The organism is Cohnella thailandensis (genome assembly GCF_014212135.1).
GTDB lineage: Bacteria > Bacillota > Bacilli > Paenibacillales > Paenibacillaceae > Cohnella > Cohnella thailandensis.
The window spans coordinates 303,481-322,715 of the sequence record NZ_JACJVQ010000019.1; the positions used below are offsets into that span (position 1 = coordinate 303,481).

Here is a 19,235-nt window from a genome sequence, read left to right on the forward strand (position 1 = left end):
AGACGGAGGCGATTCGAATGAAGGCAACGGAGGAGGGATTGGCGAGGTTCCATCCCGTTCTGCGCGAATGGTTCGCGCGGACTTTCGGCGATCCGACCGACGTTCAGCTTCGCGCCTGGAAGGAGATCGAAGCCGGCAAGCATACGCTGATCGCGGCCCCGACGGGCTCGGGCAAGACGCTTGCCGCTTTGCTGCCCTGTCTGAATCGGATCGCTTCCGCAGGCGGCAAACCGAAGAAGGGCGTACGCGTCCTCTACATAACGCCTCTTAAAGCGTTGAATAACGACGTGCATCACCACGTGCTCGGCTTCGTTGACGATCTGGCGGAAGTCGCCGAGCGGATGGAGCTACCCTGGCATGGAATCCGCAGCGCGGTGCGTACCGGAGATACGACTTCCAGCCAGAGGGCTTCGATGCTGCGCAACCCGCCGGATATTCTGGTGACGACCCCGGAATCGCTCTATTTGCTGCTCACCTCGGAGAAGGGGCGGGCGATTCTGAAGACGGTAGAGCAGCTTATCGTCGACGAGATTCACGAGCTGGCGTCGGACAAGCGCGGCGCTCACCTGGCGCTGTCGATCGAGCGTCTGGCGGAATGGACGGAGCGGCCGATTCAGCGAATCGGCGTGTCCGCGACGCAGAAGCCGCTGGAGCGGGTGGCCCGGTTCCTTGGCGGCTGGAAGGAGCAGACGGACGCTGCGGCATCGGGCGCGGCGATGGTTGATGACTCCGTCGAGCCGGCGAATTCGGAGGATATCCACCCTCTGGGATTCTCGCCGCGCGAAGTGGCGATCGTCGAGAGCGCGATGGAGAAGAAGCTGGAGCTGCTCGTCACGATGCCGGATCAGAATCAGCCTGTTCAATCGCGGGAGGGCGTATGGCTCCCGCTCTTGAACAGGTTGATGGAGCTGATGGGAGGCTGCCGGTCGGTGCTTCTCTTCGTCAACAGTCGCCGAATATGCGAGCGGCTATGCCTGCGGCTTAACGATCATGTCGGCTATGAGATGGCCCGATCGCACCACGGCAGCATGTCCCGCGAGCGGCGCCTGGAGGTCGAGCAGCTGTTGAAGGACGGCGCCTTGCGCTGTCTCGTCGCGACTTCCTCGCTGGAGCTCGGCATCGATGTCGGGCATGTCGATCTCGTTATCCAGATCGACTCCCCGCTGGAAGCGGCGCGCGGCATTCAACGGATCGGACGAGCCGGACACGCGGTCGGGCAGGCAAGCCGCGGCGTTATTCTGTCCAGGCAGCGCGGATTGCTGCCGGAGATCGCCGTGCTGAGCCGGTTGATCTCCGATCGGGAGATCGAGGAGATCCGGCTGCCGCGCTCGCCTATCGACGTCCTGTCGCAGCAGCTCGTCGGCATGGTCGTTCTCGAGGATCGTTCGCTTCGCGATATTCACCGTCTGCTTGTCCGCAGCGAGAGCTACCGGTCCTTGGCCTACGAACGGCTAGAGGAGATTATCCAGGTTCTCTCGGGAACGTATCCTTTCGTTCGTCCGCTGCTCGATTGGGATCCGGAGTCCGGGCGCGTCAGCGGCAGAAGCAATTCCGCCATGGCATCGGTCACCGGCGTGGGGACGATTCCGTCGACCGGCAATTACCCGGTTCACCATCTGGACAGCCGGGTTCATCTGGGCGAGCTGGACGAGGAGTTTATCACGGAGAGCCGAGTCGGGGACGTGTTCCAGCTTGGAACGAGCTCGTGGATGATCCGCGAGATCAAGCAGGATCGGGTCTACGTGTCGGAAGCGGGCAATCGGTTCAGCGAGGTTCCGTTCTGGCGCGCCGAAGCCGGCGGCCGGTCGTTCGAGCTCGGGCTGAAGATAGGAGCGTTCGTCCAGGAGCTTGCGGACCGGCTTGGGAGTCCGAATGATGACGGGGAGTATTCGAAGGAACGCAAGGAACGGAGCTGCGGATGGCTCGCCGATCAATACTCGATGGACGGAGAGAGCGCCGAAGCGCTAGTGGCTCTTATCGCCTCGCAGCGGGACTTCTGCGCGCTGCCGACGGATCGGAGAATCGTCATCGAATATTACAAGGACGTCATGAACCAGACTCACGTCGTCCTTCATAACTATTTCGGCCGTCAAGTGAACCGGGCTTGGCTGCTTGCGATCGAGAGGCAGCTGGAGCAGCTGCTTCCCTACCGGCTGTACGGCAACGCGAAGGATAACGGAATCGAGTTCGTGCTTCCGGAATGGGACCCCTCCTGGATACAGGCGATTCGCCAAGTGTCCGCGGATCATCTGGAGAAGCTGCTGACGGAAGCGATAACCGGTTCGCCTCTTCTCGGACTCGCCTTCCGCCGTATCGCGGAGACGTCGCTGCTGCTGTCGAGAAGCTTTACCCGAACTCCGCTATGGCAGAAGAGGCTGCGGGGAGAGGAGCTGCTCCGGGCCGTCATGCCTTATGCGGAGCGGTTTCCGTATTTGCGGGAAGCGATGAGGGAGAGCCTGTTCGACTACTTGGACACGGAGAATCTCAAGCGCGTATTGGAAGCGATCCGATCCCAAGACATGGAATTTATCGTCAAGGAGACTCCGCATCCGTCCGCGTTCGCCTCCCAGTTCCTCGCCGACTACGTCAACATGAGAATTTATGAAGGCGAAGGATTGGACGATGCGATCAAGCTGCAGCTGTTGAACGTCAGCAAGGAGCTGGCCGGTCAGGTATTCGGGCAAGAGCAGCTTAGCGGAGCGATCCCTCCGTCCATCGTGGAAGCGGAGAGACGCCGGATCGAAGAGACGGATGCCGTGAAGGACGCGGACAGCCTGTATCGGCTCCTGAAGCAGAGCGGGGATAAGACGGCGGACGAGCTTCTCAAGAAGACGAACGACGCGCAAGTGCTTGCGTGGCTTGAGGAGCTGAAGAATCGCGGCCGCGCGAAGGAGATCGATCTGACCGAGGACGGCGAGCTTCGCTGGATCTGCGCCGACGAAGAAGCCATCTATGCCGGTTTCCCGGAATCCGCCGACTCGCGCGTCTTTATTCTGGACCGGTACGCGGAGCAAGTCCTGTCCTTCACCGAGCTCGAGCTTTGCGAGAGATATCCCTCCCTGACGTTGAAGCAAGCGGAGATCGCCGTTCAAGATATGCTGCGGCGCGAAGTCGTCGAGCGATCTCCGCATGCCGCGCACTCCGAGGAGCGCATCTGGACGAGTTCGAAGCTGGCTGCCCGAATGGTCCGCTTATCGATGAGCGAAGCGAGAGGGCAAGCGCAAGCCGCGGAAGCAGCCAGCTGGTGCGCTCAGATCGTCTCCATGCAGTCCCTCAGACAAGGCACGCGCAAGGAAGGAACGCACGGACTGCTTCAGGTCATCGAGAAGCTGCAGGGGTTGTTCGCCCCCTTATCTCAATGGGAATCGCTGCTGCTGCCCGCCCGAATGGTCCGATACCGGAAGGAGGAGCTGGATCAGCTGTGCTCCGGCGGGGAGATAATCTGGATCGGGAAGAAGGAAGAGGACGATAAGGAAGGGAAGATCGCTTTTTTCCTTGCCGACAGCAAGGCATTGTATTCTCCCTTTCTGGCACAAGAAGATAAGCCGACTAGCCACCCGAAGCTGCTGGAGAGATTGCAAACGGGAGGAGCCAGCTTCCTGACCCGGCTGGCGCGGGAGGAGGACAAGCTGCCTTCCGAGATGCTGGACGAGCTCCTCGATCTGGTCTGGGAGGGCCGAGTGTCCAACGACCAATTCGCGCCGATGCGCCTGGCCGCGCTGCCCGCCAAATCGCGCAAAACCGCCGCCGCAAGGGCAGGCTCCGGCTTCGGAAGATGGTATTGGACGGGCGAACTCGCGGAGAGGAATGAGCATCCGGGAGCCGGCTCCTCCTCTTCGAACCTATCTGGCGGCGCCAAGGATTCGAAGGAAGCTTCCGCGGTTCACTGGGCGCATCATCTGCTGCAGAGCTATGGCCTCGTCAACAAAGAGCTGGTCGCGAAGACGACGCCGTTCGAATGGGATTCCTTCTATCCGGTCATGAAGCGGCTGGAGGAATGGGGAGCGGTCACTCGGGGAGTCTATATCAAGGGCGACTCCACCCTCCAGTTTACGACGAAGGAGCTGGCGGAATCCGTGCGCGGCCTCGAATCCCAAGAGCCGGCCGCGGACGAGGAGTTCACGGTCGTCTCCGCGGCGGACCCGGCCAATCCGTACGGATTATTCATGGAATGGCCCGAGACGGCGAACCGCGTCCTATTTTCTCGCAAACCGGGGAACTTCCTGCTGCTGAGAGGCGGACGATGGGAATACTGGATCGAGAACAACGGGCGTCGCGTTTACAGCCTTTTCCAAGAAGGGGGTTCCGATTTGCCGTCCTCGAACGAAGCCGCGCGGCTCAAGTCCGCGTTGCTCGCGATCCTGCGCCAGCAAGGGCTCGTCAAGCTCGTTATCGAGGCTTGGAACGGCAGGGAAGCGGGCTCAAGCGAAGCCGGAGAGCGGCTTCTGCAAATCGGTGCGGAATTGGACCGCAAATCATTGGTATTTTGGGCGAATTAGTGGTCTAATAGAGGGTAAGCGATTTGAAGCGTAAGGCTCCGAATTAGATATTAGGATTGGAGAGAGTTAGAGTGCTGATTGATTTGAGATCGAAGCTGGAACAACCCGAGGTAGCGGAATTGGTGGAGATGTCCGTTCTGCCGGACCCCGAGCGCCTGCCGGAGGTCATTCGCGACTACCAGACGGATGGCCGCTTGGATATGATGGGATATGTCGACGAGGATCGGCTGATCGGGATCGTCGGCTATGCCGTGGACGAGGACAACGTTCTCGAGATAAAGCACCTGGCCATCGCCCCGGAGGAGAGAGGCAAGGGCTACGGGCGGCTTACGGTTCTCGAGCTGCTTACGTGGGAAGCACCGGACGTCATTCTGGCGGAGACGGACGAAGAGTGCATCGAGTTCTTCCGCAATATCGGCTTCGTGATCGAGAGCCTAGGCGAGAAGAATCCCGGTGTCGAACGGTTCCGCTGCACCTATACGGTCGAAGTGGATGAGTAATGCCGGCTCCAAGCGCGTAATCCCTTCCAAGATCCCCCCTTCTTCACGGACGGGTCTTGGAAGTTTTTTTGCTTCGGACCGATTCCATTATCCTTCCAAACGACTCTATGTATCTCGCAACCACCAGTGGGCTTACGCCGCATGGGAGATGGCGAGGCTGGCCGATGCCGCGAAGTTCTCGTCTGGAGGGGCCACGCTGCTGCATGTCGATGCGCATCTGGACGACACTTGGGACGGAGTACTCGCGGAGGGCTTGTTTGCCGTGAATTCCCCGCAGAGCGCGCTGGAGGTGGCCGGCCGGCTGGAGATCGACAACTTCATCTGGGCTGGATGGGCTGCCGGCGTCATTGACCGGGTGGTCTACGTGTGCCCGAAAGGCCTCGACGACTCGGATCCGTTCGACTTGTCGGACTGGAACCTGACGGGCGAGCAACTGAGGCCGTTGCGCGAACTGCTAGAGAAGAAGGCCTATACGGGGCGCAGATTCGAATCCGTACGGGAACTGCGGGAAGGGCTCGGTTCGAGCGGGGACGTTCGGAAGCTGCTGGCGCCGCAGGATCAGCCGGTTATTCTGGATTTAGACCTCGACGTATTCAAGCTATATCCCGAACGCCTGGAAGACCGGGAGCTCGTGCCGGACGGTCGGGTGCGGGAGGAGCTCGTTTATTTGCGCGATCTGTATCCGTACGATCTGATAACCGTTGCCTTGTCGCCGTCCTTCTGCGGAAGCGAGGAGAACAGCGCCCGACTTCTTGGGCTTGTTCGGGAGGTCTTCGGTTTGGCGGAGGAGGAATCGGTGCCTTGGTAAAAGGCTCGAGCAAGGGGATTGGAGGGGAAGACGGTTGACAGCCGCGTTTTGGCACGGAATCGTCCTGGCGCTAGGGTTAATCCTCCCGCTTGGGGTTCAGAACTATTTTATTTTCTCGCAGGGGGCGCTCGCGTCCCGCTATTCGGCGATTGTTCCCGTCGCGGCCGCGGCCGCGGTCTGCGACACGCTGCTCATTACGCTTGCCGTATCCGGCGTATCGCTGATCGTGCTGGGATTAAGCTGGATGAAAACCATTCTGATCGTCTTCGGCGTATTATTTCTGCTCTATATGGGATGGACCAGCTGGAAGGCGAAGCCTCCTGCACCGTCCGAGAGCGCTTCGGGTCGAAGGGAGTCCAGGCGCAAGCTGATCGGCTATACGGTCATGATCTCCATTTTGAATCCGCATGCGATTCTGGATACGGTAGGCGTCATCGGGACGAGCTCGTTATCTTATGAAGGAGCAGAGAAGCTGGTCTTCGCCGCGGCCTGCGTCTGCGTCTCCTGGATGTGGTTCTTCGCTTTAGCCGGAGCGGGCCGGCTTATCGGCAGCCGGGATCGGAACGGCCGATTCCTTGGCGTCCTGAACAAAGTATCGGCAGTCGTGATGTGGGTGGCGGCCGTTTATTTGCTCTGGTCCTTCTAAGGGCGAGGCTCATGCTCGATGCGCGGATTTGAATTTTGCCGATATGAATGATAGAGTTTTAAGGAGAACAAGCGTTTAAGGACCATTATTGGGGGTTTTATCGTTGGCAAGAATCGCAAAAAGACTTACGGATTTAATCGGCAACACTCCGCTTCTGGAGTTGGGACACTTCATCGACAATCATAAGCTGGACGCGAAGATCGTCGCCAAGCTTGAATATTTCAATCCCGCCGGCAGCGTCAAGGACCGCATCGGCTTCGCGATGATCAAGGACGCGGAGGACCGCGGCCTGCTGAAACCGGGCTCGGTCATCGTCGAGCCGACCAGCGGCAACACCGGCGTCGGGCTCGCTTTCGCGGCGGCCGCGCTCGGTTATAAGCTGATCATCACCCTGCCGGAGAGCTTCACGATCGAACGCCGCAAGCTCATGCTCGCTCTCGGAGCCGAGCTCGTGCTCACTCCGGCGAACGAAGGAATGGCGGGCGCGATCCGCAAGGCGGAAGAGATCGTCGAGTCGACGCCGGGGGCGTTCATGCCGCAGCAGTTCAACAATCCGGCGAACCCGAGCATCCATAAGAGCACGACCGCGCTCGAGATCTGGAACGACACGGACGGAGAAGTCGATATTTTCGTGGCCGGCGTCGGCACCGGCGGCACGATCAGCGGCGTTGGCGAGGTGTTGAAGGAGCGCAAGCCTTCCGTTCGGATCGTGGCCGTCGAGCCTGTCGAATCGCCCGTGCTGTCGGGCGGCGCCAAGGGCGTTCACAAAATTCAAGGAATCGGCGCAGGCTTCGTTCCCGGCAACTTCAACCGCGACGTCGTCGACGAGATTCTGCCGGTTCGCGGCGACGATGCGTTCGAGACCGCCCGCGAGCTCGCGAGAACGGAAGGGCTGCTCGTCGGCATCTCCTCCGGCGCCGTCGTCTATGCGGCGATGCAGCTGGCGAAGCGTCCGGAGAACAAGGGCAAGACGATCGTCGTCCTGCTGCCGGATACGGGCGAGCGTTACTTGTCGACGGCTCTGTTCCCGACGGAATAAACGGATTGAGAAAAAGACGGTTGCATGGATTGCGGCCGTCTTTTTATTTGCGATGAACCAACATCTGGGGCACTTCTAGCCTGTATTTATTTAACGGAAATGATAGACCTTATTTGTTTGATTTTAGACGGTTCTCAAAGCTAACGGAACGTAGAGCCCCTATTTAGGTTAATAATCCCTTTTTTAAGGTTTTTCCTTTAAATAACGTCGCTCATTTCCGTTAGAAAAAATAATTGGGCTTTATATGCTAATTAAGGGCTACCAGTTCCGTTAGAATTCGGCTGTCTGGAGGATGGACGGAGTTCGGGCAATCCAATCGGAATTATCTAAAAGGGTGGGGGATTTATGCTGGACATGGAGATTAGAAGACCGACTGCGGATGACGTTCTGAAGGTAAGCGCCTTTTTCCGAACAGTTGTAACCGATACTTTCCGTAAAGAAGGCATAGGCGATCTGGTGGCGGACAGGGAAGAGGAAATCCGGACGAAGGAGAATTATTTGCGGCTTGATCTGGAGAGCAATGGCGAAGATCGCTGCTTCCTCATTGCCGTTGTTGGGGACGATATAGTCGGAACGATCGAATTCGGTCCCGCCAGCGAGCTGATTCTCCGTTGCACGGACGGCTCTTACGTCGGTTTGATGGAAGTCGGCACCGTGTTCGTTCATCCGGATTTGCAGGGGCAGGGGGTAGGCAATCGGCTGCTGAAGGCGATTTTTTCGGTTTTGCATACGCGCGGCTTCGAGGAATTCTGCTTGGACAGCGGGTATCGGGGTTCGCAAGCGGTATGGCGTCATAAATTCGGCGAACCGGAGTACTGGCTGAAGGATTACTGGGGCGATGGAGCGGATCATATGATCTGGCGGTTAAAAATAAGGGATTTAATATAATTAAAGGAGGCATTGAATTGCACGTACGGATCCGTTGCACCGGCTTAATTATTCAAGATAACTCCGTATTGCTCGTGGAATATGAAAATAACGGGATTCACTACAATTTGCCGGGAGGAGGGCTTGAGCCCGGGGAAACGGTCTTGGAAGGCGTTCGGCGGGAAGTGTTCGAAGAAACGACGGCCGAAGTGGAAGTTGGACCGCTCGCCATGACGTATGAATTTGCGCCTCATAAGCAATCGGGCGATTACGAGGCGAATTTGCCGCACTCCCTGCATTTGATTTTCGAATGTACGTTAAAGAACGGATCCGTACCTAAGCTGCCGCCGAATCCCGACCCGAATCAAGTCGCCGTCAGGTGGATTCCGGTGGAGGAGCTAGATCGCGTACTATTGATCCCAAACATCAATCGTCAGATCAAAGAATACATATGGCGCAGAAATAACATGGAACTAATCGAAGATTATCGTCTGGAGCGGTTAAAGCTGTGAGAAAAATCGGTTTCGTTCGGCATTACAAAGTCATGCATAAATCGGTCGGCAAGCGGATGACCGCCGCGCAGTTTAACGATTGGGTGGAGCAATATGACAAGGCAGAGTTGCGGATCCTTAAGCCTGACGTTGGTGGCATAGAGTGGGAGGTTTGCTTTAGCAGCCATTTATCCCGAGCGACAAGAACAGCCGACTCCATCTTTAAAGGCGAGATCATCCTATCGGAACAGCTGCGCGAAATCGGAATCCATGCGGTCGGCGCAACGACAAAGATTAAGCTTCCTTTATCGTTATGGCTGATTCTAGCTAGGCTAGCCTGGTATGTCTCGCATCGATCGCAAGAAGAGGGCAAAGCTCAAACGATATCCCGAGCTCGAAGCTTCATCGAATCGATAGAGAGGGATTACGGGGAGTCAAACGTCCTGATCGTCAGCCATGGGGCATTCATCAAGGTGCTTGCCAAGGAGCTGCGCCTACGAGGGTACAAAGGGAAAACCGGCATCATTCCCAAGAATGGACGGTTGTACACCTTTATGAAGAGGCAAACAAAGAACGATAGGAGCGAATAAGATGCCTTCAAACCAATCGATCATTCATTCGGCTGAGAAATTCGCCAAACAGCAATTGGAGGGGGATTCAAGCGGACATGATTGGTGGCACGTTCACCGCGTGCGGCAGCTTGCTCAAGAGTTAGCCCGATCCGAAGGCGCCGATCCCTTTATTTGCGAGCTTGCTGCTCTTTTGCATGATGTGGCCGATGAGAAGCTGAACGAATCAAAGGAAGCAGGCTTGCGGAAGGTACGGGATTGGTTATCCGACCAAAGAGTTGAACCGGAGGCCATCCGCTCCGTCATGGCCATTATCGCGACCATGTCCTATAACGGGGGCAAGAATCCTCCCATGGAAACTCTTGAAGGCAAGGTCGTCCAGGATGCGGACCGGCTGGATGCTTTGGGGGCCATGGGAATCGCCAGAACCTTTATGTACTCCGGGTTCAAGGGTCAGCTCCTACATGATCCGGATGGAAACTTCGACGATCTGGATTATCGATCGAACCGCAAAACGGCGATCTATCACTTCTATGAGAAATTATTGAAGCTCAAGGATTTACTGAATACGAATTCCGCGAAGAGTATGGCCGAGAATCGCCATCGGTTCATGGAGAGCTTTTTGACCCAGTTTTATAAGGAATGGGATTTGGTCGATTTCAAGGATGATCGAGAACTTAAAGGAGGCTAAACCATGACCCCGCCCAAACATGTCCTGTCCGCGGCAGCCATCGTCGTTAACGATAAGAATGAAATTCTGCTGATCAAAGGTCCGAGAAGGGGATGGGAAATGCCCGGAGGACAGGTAGAGGAAGGCGAGTCGCTGGCGCAGGCAGCCATCAGGGAGACCAAGGAGGAGTCCGGCATCGATATCGAGCTTATCAGGTTCTGCGGGATTTTCCAGAATGTCGGCGACAGCATCTGCAACACCTTGTTCTTGGCTCGACCCATCGGAGGAGAATTAACCGTCAATCCGGAAGCTTTGGAGTTGGGTTTCTTCCCGTTGGAAGAAGCGCTGAGCAAAGTAACGTGGAGAAACTTTCGGGAACGGATCGAATATTGCTTGAAACCGGAGATGCAGCCTTTTTACGTTGAGTTCTAGCTTTAAGAGTTTTCGCGGATAAGCAACTTTTCGGTTGGAAAAAAGTCTAATTACTAACAGTACCGTCCGGTTTATACCGCATCTCAACCCGGTTTGGTGGAGCGGCGTGCTTGCTTGCAGGCATTGGCGGCATTGTTGCGGCTAGTTTATGATACATTCCTTAAATAACCTTCCAAAGGCGGGAACCCAATGATCCTTGAAGTCGCAATCCTCAACGTTATTCCAGGTCAAAGCGAACGGTTCGAAGAAAGCTTCCGCCAAGCCTCGAGGATCATCTCGAGCATGCCCGGATATATCGAACATGAACTGCAGAAATGCCTGGAAGAGCCGAACAAATACATATTGCTAGTCCGATGGGGAAGGCTGGAGGACCATACCGAAGGGTTCAGGGGCTCGAAGGAGTATCAAGAATGGAAATCGCTACTGCATCATTACTACGATCCGTTCCCGACGGTCGAGCATTTTGAGGCAATAAAGCTCTAAAGAGCAGGAGGTGCTCGTTTGCCCTTTTTGAGAAGCGTGTTGTTCGAATGGTCCAAGCTGGAGTCGCGGGAGAGGAAGCGGTTCCCCTATAACATCCCTTCATTGCGAGGTCTGGAGAGGGTCGACTTGGAATCGAATGTCATTTTCTTTGCGGGGGAAAATGGCTCCGGTAAATCGACGCTGCTGGAGGCTATCGGGGATTTATGCGGCTTCAGCATCGTCGGGGGAAGGGATCTTACGATCACGAAAGAGAAAGACGATACCTCCCTCTCCCATATCATGAGACTTTCGTGGCTGCCGAAAGTCAGTCAAGGCTTCTATTTCCGGGCGGAGACGTTCGATACGTTCGCCGGCTACATAGACGAGATGGCCAAGGACCCCTTTATCGGACTGCACGCCTATGATTCCTACGGCGGCAAATCGTTAAACGAGCAATCGCATGGGCAGGCTTTCCTGGCTTTCTTCAAGAATAGGATGGACCGGAAGGGCATTTATCTGTTGGATGAGCCCGAGTCCGCATTGTCCCCGCAGAACCAGCTCGTCTTCATGCGAATCATCTGGGAGCTGGAGAGAAGCGGGCAAGCCCAATTTATCATCGCAACCCATTCCCCCATCCTGATGTCGTATCCGGGCGCGCAAATTTTCCACTTCGGGGATGGACCGCTCAGCGCGATTCCTTACGAAGAGACGGAGCATTTTACGATAACCAAAGACTTCCTCAACAACAGGGAGAGATACTTTCGAACGTTGTTCGACGAGGAAGACGAATCGGACTTCTAGCGGAAGGACGTGGGCATTGCTTGAGAAAAGGGTTGGTACTCATGGCGCTGCTACTGCTCTTAACGGCATGCGGGTCAAGAAATGCGCCAAAAGATCAAATCGGAGAGAGTCCCCGATATTTAGAGGAGAACGATTATTCCGGAGATGAGCAAGCCATCGTCAGACTGATCAATCAGAGAATCAAATACTCCTTTGAGCAGAACGAAACGGAATACATGAAATTGTTTCATGAATTCAGTCCGATCAGCGGCCTGCCGAAGTATCGATTGCATACCGTTAAGCTGTTGGAGGAAATCCATATTCAGGAACAGAATTATTCGCATGTGGCCGTGGTCCGCACGGAAGATGCTTTTCTAACGGGGGAGTCCTTTAATAACCAATACGTCTTTATTAAATGGAAGAAGCCCGGGGCCGATTGGAGAATCGCGGATATCGATTAGGGTCACCACCCGAGCATTTTCAGCCTATAACAGGACTCTCCCTCGTGAGTATACATTCTTGCAAACTGGATGTCTTCTTGAATGTACTTCTCGATCTTGGTGATTTCGCTTGATCGATAGGTAAACATCAAGAAAGTGTTCATAAGATAACTGTTTACGAGCCGGAATAGTGCTTCAATCTCCGATTCTTCCGATCCGGCGCGATCGATCAGCTCAACCTCGTACACCTCCACTACGCCGTATGGGGGGATCGAATCCCAATAATCGTACTCATCGCTAGAGGTATCCTCCACGACGCTGGCTTTCATCGATTGGATCATCGGGGATTTCTCCTGGTGCAAATCCCTTATGGAGAAATTTAACGTTATCTTGTTCGAATAGCTAATCGATATATCAGCGTGATTCTTATTTACGCCAGGCGACACGGTGAAGGTATGGCTCGCGACTATCTGATGAATGACTTCGATGTCGGCACTGCCCTCGTAACTAAGCTTATATTCGTTCTGCTCCAGGAAAGTCGAAACTCGCGTTACAAACATACGGCCTCCGATAAAATCGAGTTTTTCTATGTATAGCAAACCCCATCGAATATTTCAATTGGCAAACCGTTGCAATTGCATAAATAATGAATCGTAGGACTATAGCCTGCAACTTATTTCTAAACGGGAGGCTTCCTTATGACGACGATTCCCATCGAAGAACGCCTGAAGCAGCTCGGGATCCGGCTTCCCGAAGCGAGCGAGCCTGTCGCCAAGTACGCCAACTTCGTCGTCGTAAACGGGCTGATGTTCGTCTCGGGCAAAGGTCCGGCCGGCAACCCGAAGGGCAAGCTCGGAATCGAATATCGTGGATTCAATCTTCCAGGTGGAAGAGATCGAATAAGATGAACCTGCATCTTAGAAGCGCAACCGAGCACGACCTGGATCTACTTGCCGAGATGAACAAGCACTTGATCGAGGACGAAGGCAGCGCCAATCCGATGAATCTGGCGGAGCTCAGGCAGCGGATGCTCGAATGGCTCCGGACCCCCGGCTGGAAGGTGGATCTTCTGGCGAACGAGGATGAGGTCGTCGGATACGCCTTGTATTTCTACAAGAACAATCCGTATGATCCGGACAGAAGGGAAGCGTATCTCCGGCAGTATTTTATCAGACGCGGCTATCGCAAGAAAGGTTACGGATTAAAAGGGATCGAACTGCTGAAGGAGACGCGATTCCAAGGAATCCGGACGATCGAGATTGACGTGCTGGATGCCAACTTGTCCGGCAAGAGCTTCTGGCGGAATGCCGGTTTCTTGCCTTATGCCATCAACATGAAGAGGGAGATTTAATCCTCGTCGGAGGTGCGGCCGGGATGAGAATTCTAGCTGGATGTTTGTTGCTCTGCTTGATGCTGATTAGCTCGGGGTGCAACTCGGTAGACGGTAAGGCTGCGGATGGGGTAGGCTATATCTTCGAGAAGAAGGATGGAAGAGTCCTTATTCTGGATAACGTGTCCGAGGCGGAGCTTGGCAAGAAATGGAGGGACATCTACTCCACCTATCGGGGCAATGCCATCTGGCTAAAGACAAGCAAATTCGGCCTTAAGGTCGGTCAATATGTTCGCTATTGGGTCAAAGGCGGAGTCGATGATTCTTTTCCTGCGCAAGCGAAAGCTTTGAAGATTGAAGTCGTGAAGTAGAGATTAGGTAGAAAAGGGGGGGGGATAGAATGAACTTCGTCATTCTATTCGGTCCGCAGGCCGTCGGCAAAATGACCGTCGGACAGAGCTTGGCAAGCCAAACCGGCTATAAGCTGTTTCATAATCATATGTCGATCGACTTCGTGGCTCCTATTTTCGATTACGGAACGGCTTCGGGCCAACGTTTGGTCGGCGTTATCCGTCAGGAGATTTTCGAGGAAGTGTCCAAGAGCGAGTTGGAAGGCTTTATCTTTACCTACGTTTGGGCGTTCGATCTCCAGTCGGATTGGGATTATGTCGAGCAGATCTCGGCTTTGTTCGAGTCCAGAGGCGCCTCGGTCTATTACGTGGAACTTGAAGCGGAATTGGAGGAACGGCTGCGGCGCAACGTCACCGAGAACCGCTTGCTGCATAAGCCTACCAAACGGGACGTTTCCCGGTCGGAGAGGAATTTGATCGCCACCCACGAGAATCATCGGCTGAATTCGTACCCCGGAGAAGTCTCCAAGGATAATTATCTTAGAATAAACAACACGAACCTGGAACCCGATGAAGTCGCGCGAAGGATCCGAGAGCGTTTTCGATTGCAAATGCAGCGATAAATATCGCAAGCTCCCTCCCGTTCATGAAATTGTCATTCATTCCCGCTCTTCTTTTTCCGATAAATATTGTAGACAACAAGTTAATTGACGGAGAGGGAATGACAAAAATGAACATCGTAGACGCGCTTATCGCAGGCATGCCTTTTGTTAAGCAGCTTTTCCGGGAAGAAGTATCGATTGCGATTTACGACCGGGAGAAGATTCTGTATTGGGAAGATACGGAAAAGATCAAATTGGGTTTTAAGCCCGGACATCCGCTGGATGACGACACCCGCGACTTCAAGAGTTTGAAAAACGGCACTGAGAAGAACTACGCCCATATGCCGGCCGAGTTGTTCGGGGTCCCGTTCGACGTCATCTTTATTCCGGTCAAGGACGAGAACGGCGAAGTCGTCGCAGTCCTAAGCATCAATCATCCGATGGATAAGCAAGCGACGCTCGAACGGTTGATGGAAGAGACCGATGCGATCGCGAGCAACCTGCTGAGCGGCGTTCAGCAAGTTGCGGCGCATTCGGAAGAACTGATGGCGACGGCGGAAGAAATCATGCGCAACTCGAAGAAAGCCGTCGAGAATTCTTCCAGCGTTACTAGCGTTACCCAGATGATCCGCGAGATATCTTCCCAGACGAACCTGCTGGGCCTGAATGCGGCGATCGAGGCGGCGCGGGTCGGAGAAGCGGGAGCCGGCTTCGGCGTCGTCGCCAAGGAAGTCCGCAAGCTGTCCAACGACAGCAAGGAGGCGGCGACCAAGATCGAAGGGATGCTCGCTTCCGTCAAGAGCTCGATCGAGCAGATGGAGACCGAGATCGGACAGATCGCCCATGCATCCCAGGATCAAGCGGAGCTGGTGACGCAGTTCATGAACAGCATCGAGCACTTGAACGAGACGAGCGGCAAGATGAAGCTCTTCATTCAGCAGATGCTGTCGAACAAGATAGAGGTATAGCGGGCAAGGAAGCGGCGGCTTCCCGAATAAGAGAGCAGGAGCGCAGGAAGAGCTCCTGCTCTTGCTGCGTTAAATTGAGCTCGACAAGTTCCGTGATGCCCGCGCGCGACAGAATGGCGGGGACGCCGATGCAGATATCGCGCTGTCCGTATTCTCCATCCAAGATGGCGGAGACGGCCGTTATTTTATAATCGTCATTCAGAACGGAACGGACGATGTGGGCGATGGCATTCGCGATTCCATAGTGGGTGGAGCCTTTGCGCTGAAGGATCTCCCAGCCGGCGTCCCGAGTTTTGGCCGCGATCTCGTCCAGGTTCAGCCGGCCGAAGCGTTGCGGATGCTGGACCAGAATATCGAGTAGAGGCTTGCCCCCGATGGTCACATGCGACCAGGCGGGGAATTGGGAGTCCCCGTGTTCTCCCAGCACATAGCCGTGCACGCTCCTCGGATCGACGGGAATGTATTCGGACAGCAGCGTCTTTAACCTAGAGGAATCAATGGAGGTTCCCGTGCCGATCACCCGCGATCTCGGCAATTTGGACAGCTTCCAGACAAGGTAAGTGACCACGTCCACCGGATTCGCCGCGACCACGAAGATTCCGTCGAATCCGCATTGCATGATACGGGGGATTAGCGAGGAATAAATCGCATGCGAGCTTTCCAGAAGGGCAAGCCTGGTTCCGCCTGGAACCGGGTTGGCGCCGGCTGCGAGAACGACGATGTCGGCATCCTTGCAATCCGATGGCTCCCCGACGCGAATCTTCGTTCGGGTATGGGTGAAGTCCATGCAATGCGATAGGTCGAGCGATTGGGCATACGCTCGTTCGTACGTCCGATCGATCAGGATAATCTCGTCGCAGATGGATTGATTGATCAGGGAGTACGCGCAGCTGGAACCGACGAATCCGACGCCGACGATCGCTACTTTACGCGTTTTGCTTGTCATGCTGACATCCTCCGTCCGCTTTATGTTGTTTCTTGTATGTATATGCGATAATTCGGGACTTTGAACCTGTTATGTAAGATGGACAAACATTATGCTAACATTGTGGTAAAATAAAGAAAATGGGCTAAGGAGGAGACAAAGATGGAGCGCAAGTTGTTAGGCAAGACGAACCTTTCGGTCACGGCACTCGGATTCGGTTCCATGGAGATTCGCGGGACCCGAGTTTGGAACGGCCGACCGATCTCGGACGAGGATTCGGGCAAGCTTCTCCATGCCGTGTTGGATGCGGGAATTAATTTTATCGATACATCGTATGATTACGGCCGAAGCGAAGAGCTGATCGGCAAGTACATCCGCGGTCGTCGGCAGGAGTACGTGCTTGCGACGAAGTGCGGCTGCACGCTTGTCGATTGCGGAGATCACGACGAGACTCCTCACGTATGGACCCGGGACAACCTTCTTCATAACATCGAGACAAGCCTTAAACGTATGGGAACCGACTACGTCGATCTGCTTCAACTTCACGGTCCGACGGCGGCACAAGTAGAGGAAGGCGGCTTGCTGGAAGTGCTGGAGGAGATTAAGGCTTCCGGCAAAGCGCGCCATATCGGGATCTCCTCGTACATGCCGAACCTGGAAGCTCATCTCGCGGGACCGGGCAACTACGAGACGTACCAGCTTCCCTATTCGGCCCTGGAGCGGGATCATGAGACGTGGATCGACCGTGCGGCGGATAAAGGAGCCGGCATCATCATCCGCGGCGGCGTCGGCCGAGGCGAACCGGGTCTTGGCTTGGGGCAGCAGGATCGCTGGCATCTGTGGGATGCCGCGAAGCTGGACGAGCTGCTGGAGGAAGGGGAGACCCGGACGGGCTTCCTTCTTAGGTTTACGCTCAGTCACCCGAACCTCTCGACGACGATCGTCGGCACGATGAAGCCGGAGCATCTGCTCGAGAACGTACGCGTGGCGGAGAAAGGGCGTCTTCCGGCGGATGTTTATGCGGAAGCGAAGCGCAGGTTGGATTCGGTTGTAAAGTGAATTAGCATGCGAACCGATATAAAAGGAGGGATTTTCTTACAACTACTCGGACGGTGAAGACTTCGATGAGAAAAACGATGATTTTGCTCCTTGCGCTGGTCTTGATGATGACGGCTCAAGGAGCGTCCGCTTCCGCCGATCATTCGGCCGCGGCGAAGGTGTCCTCCAATCGGATTTACATGGATGGACAATTCATGGATGCTACCGGATTCACTATCGCGGGAAACAATTATTTCAGGCTTCGCGATATCGCCGAGATGTTCTCGGTCACGACAAGCCGATTCAACGTGACTTGGAACGGCGGCAGCAACTCGGTCGAGCTCGTAACGGGAGAACCTTACGAGAAGCCGGAGACGGACCAGGACATTTATTACTCCTCTTACAGTACCTATTCAGCCAAGCCCTCCGCATCCCGTATTCTGATCGACGGACAAGCGGTCTCCATGACCGCATATGTCATCGACGGAAGCACTTACTTCAAGTTGAGGGATCTGGGGGCAAACGTTCCGTTCGACGTGAAGCTGGGCGAGTTCAACGAGATTTATCTTTACTCGCAAACTCCGCAGAACGCTTATCGCGCCGAAATGGCTTACGACGCGAACTTCAATCGGGTCTCCTCCGACTATCCGAGATGGCAGAGTCCGGTCGAATCCAACCTGATTCGCAACGCGGACGGCACCGTCAGCGTCATTGAAGCCAATGAAGGGCTGACTATCGAGACATACGACGCTAGCTACCGCCTCCTCGCCAAGAAGAAGCTGGAACTCGAGCTTCCTTTATTCGGAGCCTTCTACAGCGGAGAGAAGTACAATTACGTCGCCTACGGCCAAGAGAACCGGGAGGAGAACGACGACAAGGAAGTCATACGGATTGTCCGCTACGACAAGAATTTCGCTCGAATCGACAGCGTATCGGTGCGTGGAGGAGAGAGCTTTACGACGGTTCCGTTCGACGCGGGTTCGGGGAGAATGGCGGAGAGCGGGAATACTCTTGTTTTCCATACGGCACGCGAACGGTACACGACGGAGGACGGCAAGAACCATCAATCCCAATTGACGATCCTCGTGGATACGTCGACGATGACGGTGACCAACGATCTGGGCAGGTTCCAGGAGAATCACGTGAGCCATTCCTTCGATCAATATGCGCTGTTTGACGGAAGTGAGCATGTCCTGCTCGATCATGGCGATGCCTATCCGCGCTCGATCGTCCTAAGCAAGGGGACCGGATCGTCGTACGTTACGCTGGATCTATTCGATATTCCGGGCGCGATCGGGGCGAACATGACCGGCGTGTCGGTCGGAGGCTTCGGGATGTCGTCGGCGGATTACCTCGTGGCCATGAATTCGATCGATCATTCGAAGGTTAGCGAATATACTTCGTTCGATATGGTAGGCCTGGAGAAGGACCAACGGGACGTGATTCTCGTATCGGTGCCAAGGAACAACCTGACGACAAGCGCCATCCGTCAGACGACGATCGCCAAGTACATCGGAACCGACAAGTACGCTTCCATTCCCAAGCTGGTGAAGCTCGACGACGACAAGCTGATGGTCCTGTGGCAGGAGTTCGATGCGCAGCAGAATCGGGGAGATCTGAAGTACGTGCTCGTGGACGGGGAAGGGCAGCCGACGGGCAACGTTCAATCGATCGAGAACTTCGCGCTCTCCGAGTGCCAGCCGATCGTCGTCGACAATAAAGTGATTTGGTATGCGCAAGAGAACGGCATGCGGACGTTTTATTCGATTCCGTTGTCGGCGTAAGAATAATGGCGGAACCGGGAGAAATTCTCCTGGTT

The 19,235-nt window shown here is 55.2% G+C and carries 22 protein-coding genes; 20 read left to right on the forward strand and 2 right to left on the reverse strand.

Going from position 1 to position 19,235, the window contains the following annotated elements:
- The first annotated feature begins 17 nt into the window (after positions 1-17).
- The 13 genes from H7B67_RS22100 to H7B67_RS22160 all read left to right on the forward strand — a co-directional run bounded on the left by H7B67_RS22100 (position 18) and on the right by H7B67_RS22160 (position 12,224).
- Complete coding sequence (locus H7B67_RS22100) at positions 18-4,499, forward strand: DEAD/DEAH box helicase (RefSeq protein WP_185122032.1); 4,482 nt, start codon at positions 18-20, stop codon at positions 4,497-4,499.
- Between the two features lie 71 nt (positions 4,500-4,570).
- On the forward strand, positions 4,571-4,999 hold the full coding sequence (locus H7B67_RS22105) for a GNAT family N-acetyltransferase (protein WP_185122033.1): 429 nt from the start codon (positions 4,571-4,573) through the stop codon (positions 4,997-4,999).
- Between the two features lie 148 nt (positions 5,000-5,147).
- On the forward strand, positions 5,148-5,807 hold the full coding sequence (locus H7B67_RS22110; RefSeq protein WP_245363381.1) for a UPF0489 family protein: 660 nt from the start codon (positions 5,148-5,150) through the stop codon (positions 5,805-5,807).
- 34 nt (positions 5,808-5,841) lie between these two features.
- Entirely contained in the window at positions 5,842-6,453 is a 612-nt protein-coding gene (locus H7B67_RS22115; protein ID WP_185122035.1) for a LysE/ArgO family amino acid transporter, read from the forward strand.
- 103 nt (positions 6,454-6,556) lie between these two features.
- On the forward strand, positions 6,557-7,492 hold the full coding sequence (cysK, locus tag H7B67_RS22120; protein ID WP_185122036.1) for a cysteine synthase A: 936 nt from the start codon (positions 6,557-6,559) through the stop codon (positions 7,490-7,492).
- Positions 7,493-7,837: 345 nt separating this feature from the next.
- Positions 7,838-8,380, forward strand: coding sequence for a GNAT family N-acetyltransferase (locus tag H7B67_RS22125; protein ID WP_185122037.1), 543 nt, complete (start codon positions 7,838-7,840; stop codon positions 8,378-8,380).
- A gap of 17 nt (positions 8,381-8,397) precedes the next feature.
- A complete protein-coding gene (locus H7B67_RS22130) occupies positions 8,398-8,871 on the forward strand; it encodes an NUDIX domain-containing protein (protein WP_221468856.1) in 474 nt (157 codons plus the stop codon).
- Complete coding sequence (locus H7B67_RS22135) at positions 8,868-9,440, forward strand: histidine phosphatase family protein (RefSeq protein ID WP_342592433.1); 573 nt, start codon at positions 8,868-8,870, stop codon at positions 9,438-9,440. The genes H7B67_RS22130 and H7B67_RS22135 overlap by 4 nt, the downstream gene beginning before the upstream one ends.
- A 1-nt stretch (position 9,441) precedes the next feature.
- Entirely contained in the window at positions 9,442-10,110 is a 669-nt protein-coding gene (locus H7B67_RS22140; RefSeq protein WP_185122038.1) for an HD domain-containing protein, read from the forward strand.
- Positions 10,111-10,113: 3 nt separating this feature from the next.
- Positions 10,114-10,521: an NUDIX hydrolase gene (locus H7B67_RS22145; protein ID WP_185122039.1), complete on the forward strand. Its 408-nt coding sequence runs from the start codon at positions 10,114-10,116 to the stop codon at positions 10,519-10,521.
- 189 nt (positions 10,522-10,710) lie between these two features.
- On the forward strand, positions 10,711-11,004 hold the full coding sequence (locus tag H7B67_RS22150) for an antibiotic biosynthesis monooxygenase family protein (protein ID WP_185122040.1): 294 nt from the start codon (positions 10,711-10,713) through the stop codon (positions 11,002-11,004).
- Between the two features lie 18 nt (positions 11,005-11,022).
- The gene (locus H7B67_RS22155; protein WP_185122041.1) at positions 11,023-11,784 is read left to right on the forward strand and encodes an AAA family ATPase; all 762 of its coding nucleotides are present in this window, start codon (positions 11,023-11,025) and stop codon (positions 11,782-11,784) included.
- Positions 11,785-11,999: 215 nt separating this feature from the next.
- The gene (locus H7B67_RS22160; protein WP_185122042.1) at positions 12,000-12,224 is read left to right on the forward strand and encodes a hypothetical protein; all 225 of its coding nucleotides are present in this window, start codon (positions 12,000-12,002) and stop codon (positions 12,222-12,224) included.
- A gap of 2 nt (positions 12,225-12,226) precedes the next feature.
- Here the strand turns inward: H7B67_RS22160 and H7B67_RS22165 are convergent, their stop codons facing one another.
- Positions 12,227-12,544 (reverse strand): hypothetical protein, encoded by a 318-nt coding sequence (locus H7B67_RS22165; protein ID WP_185122043.1) that lies wholly within the window; start codon positions 12,542-12,544, stop codon positions 12,227-12,229.
- A gap of 357 nt (positions 12,545-12,901) precedes the next feature.
- On the opposite strand from H7B67_RS22165, the gene H7B67_RS22170 reads away from it, so the two are divergent.
- The 5 genes from H7B67_RS22170 to H7B67_RS22190 all read left to right on the forward strand — a co-directional run bounded on the left by H7B67_RS22170 (position 12,902) and on the right by H7B67_RS22190 (position 15,453).
- Positions 12,902-13,111, forward strand: coding sequence for a RidA family protein (locus tag H7B67_RS22170; RefSeq protein ID WP_342592431.1), 210 nt, complete (start codon positions 12,902-12,904; stop codon positions 13,109-13,111).
- Positions 13,108-13,554, forward strand: coding sequence for a GNAT family N-acetyltransferase (locus H7B67_RS22175; protein WP_185122044.1), 447 nt, complete (start codon positions 13,108-13,110; stop codon positions 13,552-13,554). The genes H7B67_RS22170 and H7B67_RS22175 overlap by 4 nt, the downstream gene beginning before the upstream one ends.
- A 23-nt stretch (positions 13,555-13,577) precedes the next feature.
- The gene (locus tag H7B67_RS22180) at positions 13,578-13,904 is read left to right on the forward strand and encodes a YobA family protein (protein WP_185122045.1); all 327 of its coding nucleotides are present in this window, start codon (positions 13,578-13,580) and stop codon (positions 13,902-13,904) included.
- 29 nt (positions 13,905-13,933) lie between these two features.
- On the forward strand, positions 13,934-14,506 hold the full coding sequence (locus H7B67_RS22185) for an AAA family ATPase (protein WP_185122046.1): 573 nt from the start codon (positions 13,934-13,936) through the stop codon (positions 14,504-14,506).
- Positions 14,507-14,613: 107 nt separating this feature from the next.
- A complete protein-coding gene (locus H7B67_RS22190) occupies positions 14,614-15,453 on the forward strand; it encodes a methyl-accepting chemotaxis protein (RefSeq protein ID WP_185122047.1) in 840 nt (279 codons plus the stop codon).
- Here the strand turns inward: H7B67_RS22190 and H7B67_RS22195 are convergent.
- Positions 15,416-16,399 (reverse strand): L-lactate dehydrogenase, encoded by a 984-nt coding sequence (locus H7B67_RS22195; RefSeq protein WP_185122048.1) that lies wholly within the window; start codon positions 16,397-16,399, stop codon positions 15,416-15,418. The two genes, H7B67_RS22190 and H7B67_RS22195, sit on opposite strands and share 38 nt — an antisense overlap.
- Positions 16,400-16,540: 141 nt before the next feature.
- On the opposite strand from H7B67_RS22195, the gene H7B67_RS22200 reads away from it, so the two are divergent.
- The gene (locus H7B67_RS22200) at positions 16,541-17,437 is read left to right on the forward strand and encodes an aldo/keto reductase (RefSeq protein WP_185122049.1); all 897 of its coding nucleotides are present in this window, start codon (positions 16,541-16,543) and stop codon (positions 17,435-17,437) included.
- Between the two features lie 65 nt (positions 17,438-17,502).
- On the forward strand, positions 17,503-19,200 hold the full coding sequence (locus H7B67_RS22205; protein WP_185122050.1) for a hypothetical protein: 1,698 nt from the start codon (positions 17,503-17,505) through the stop codon (positions 19,198-19,200).
- Positions 19,201-19,235: the final 35 nt, after the last annotated feature.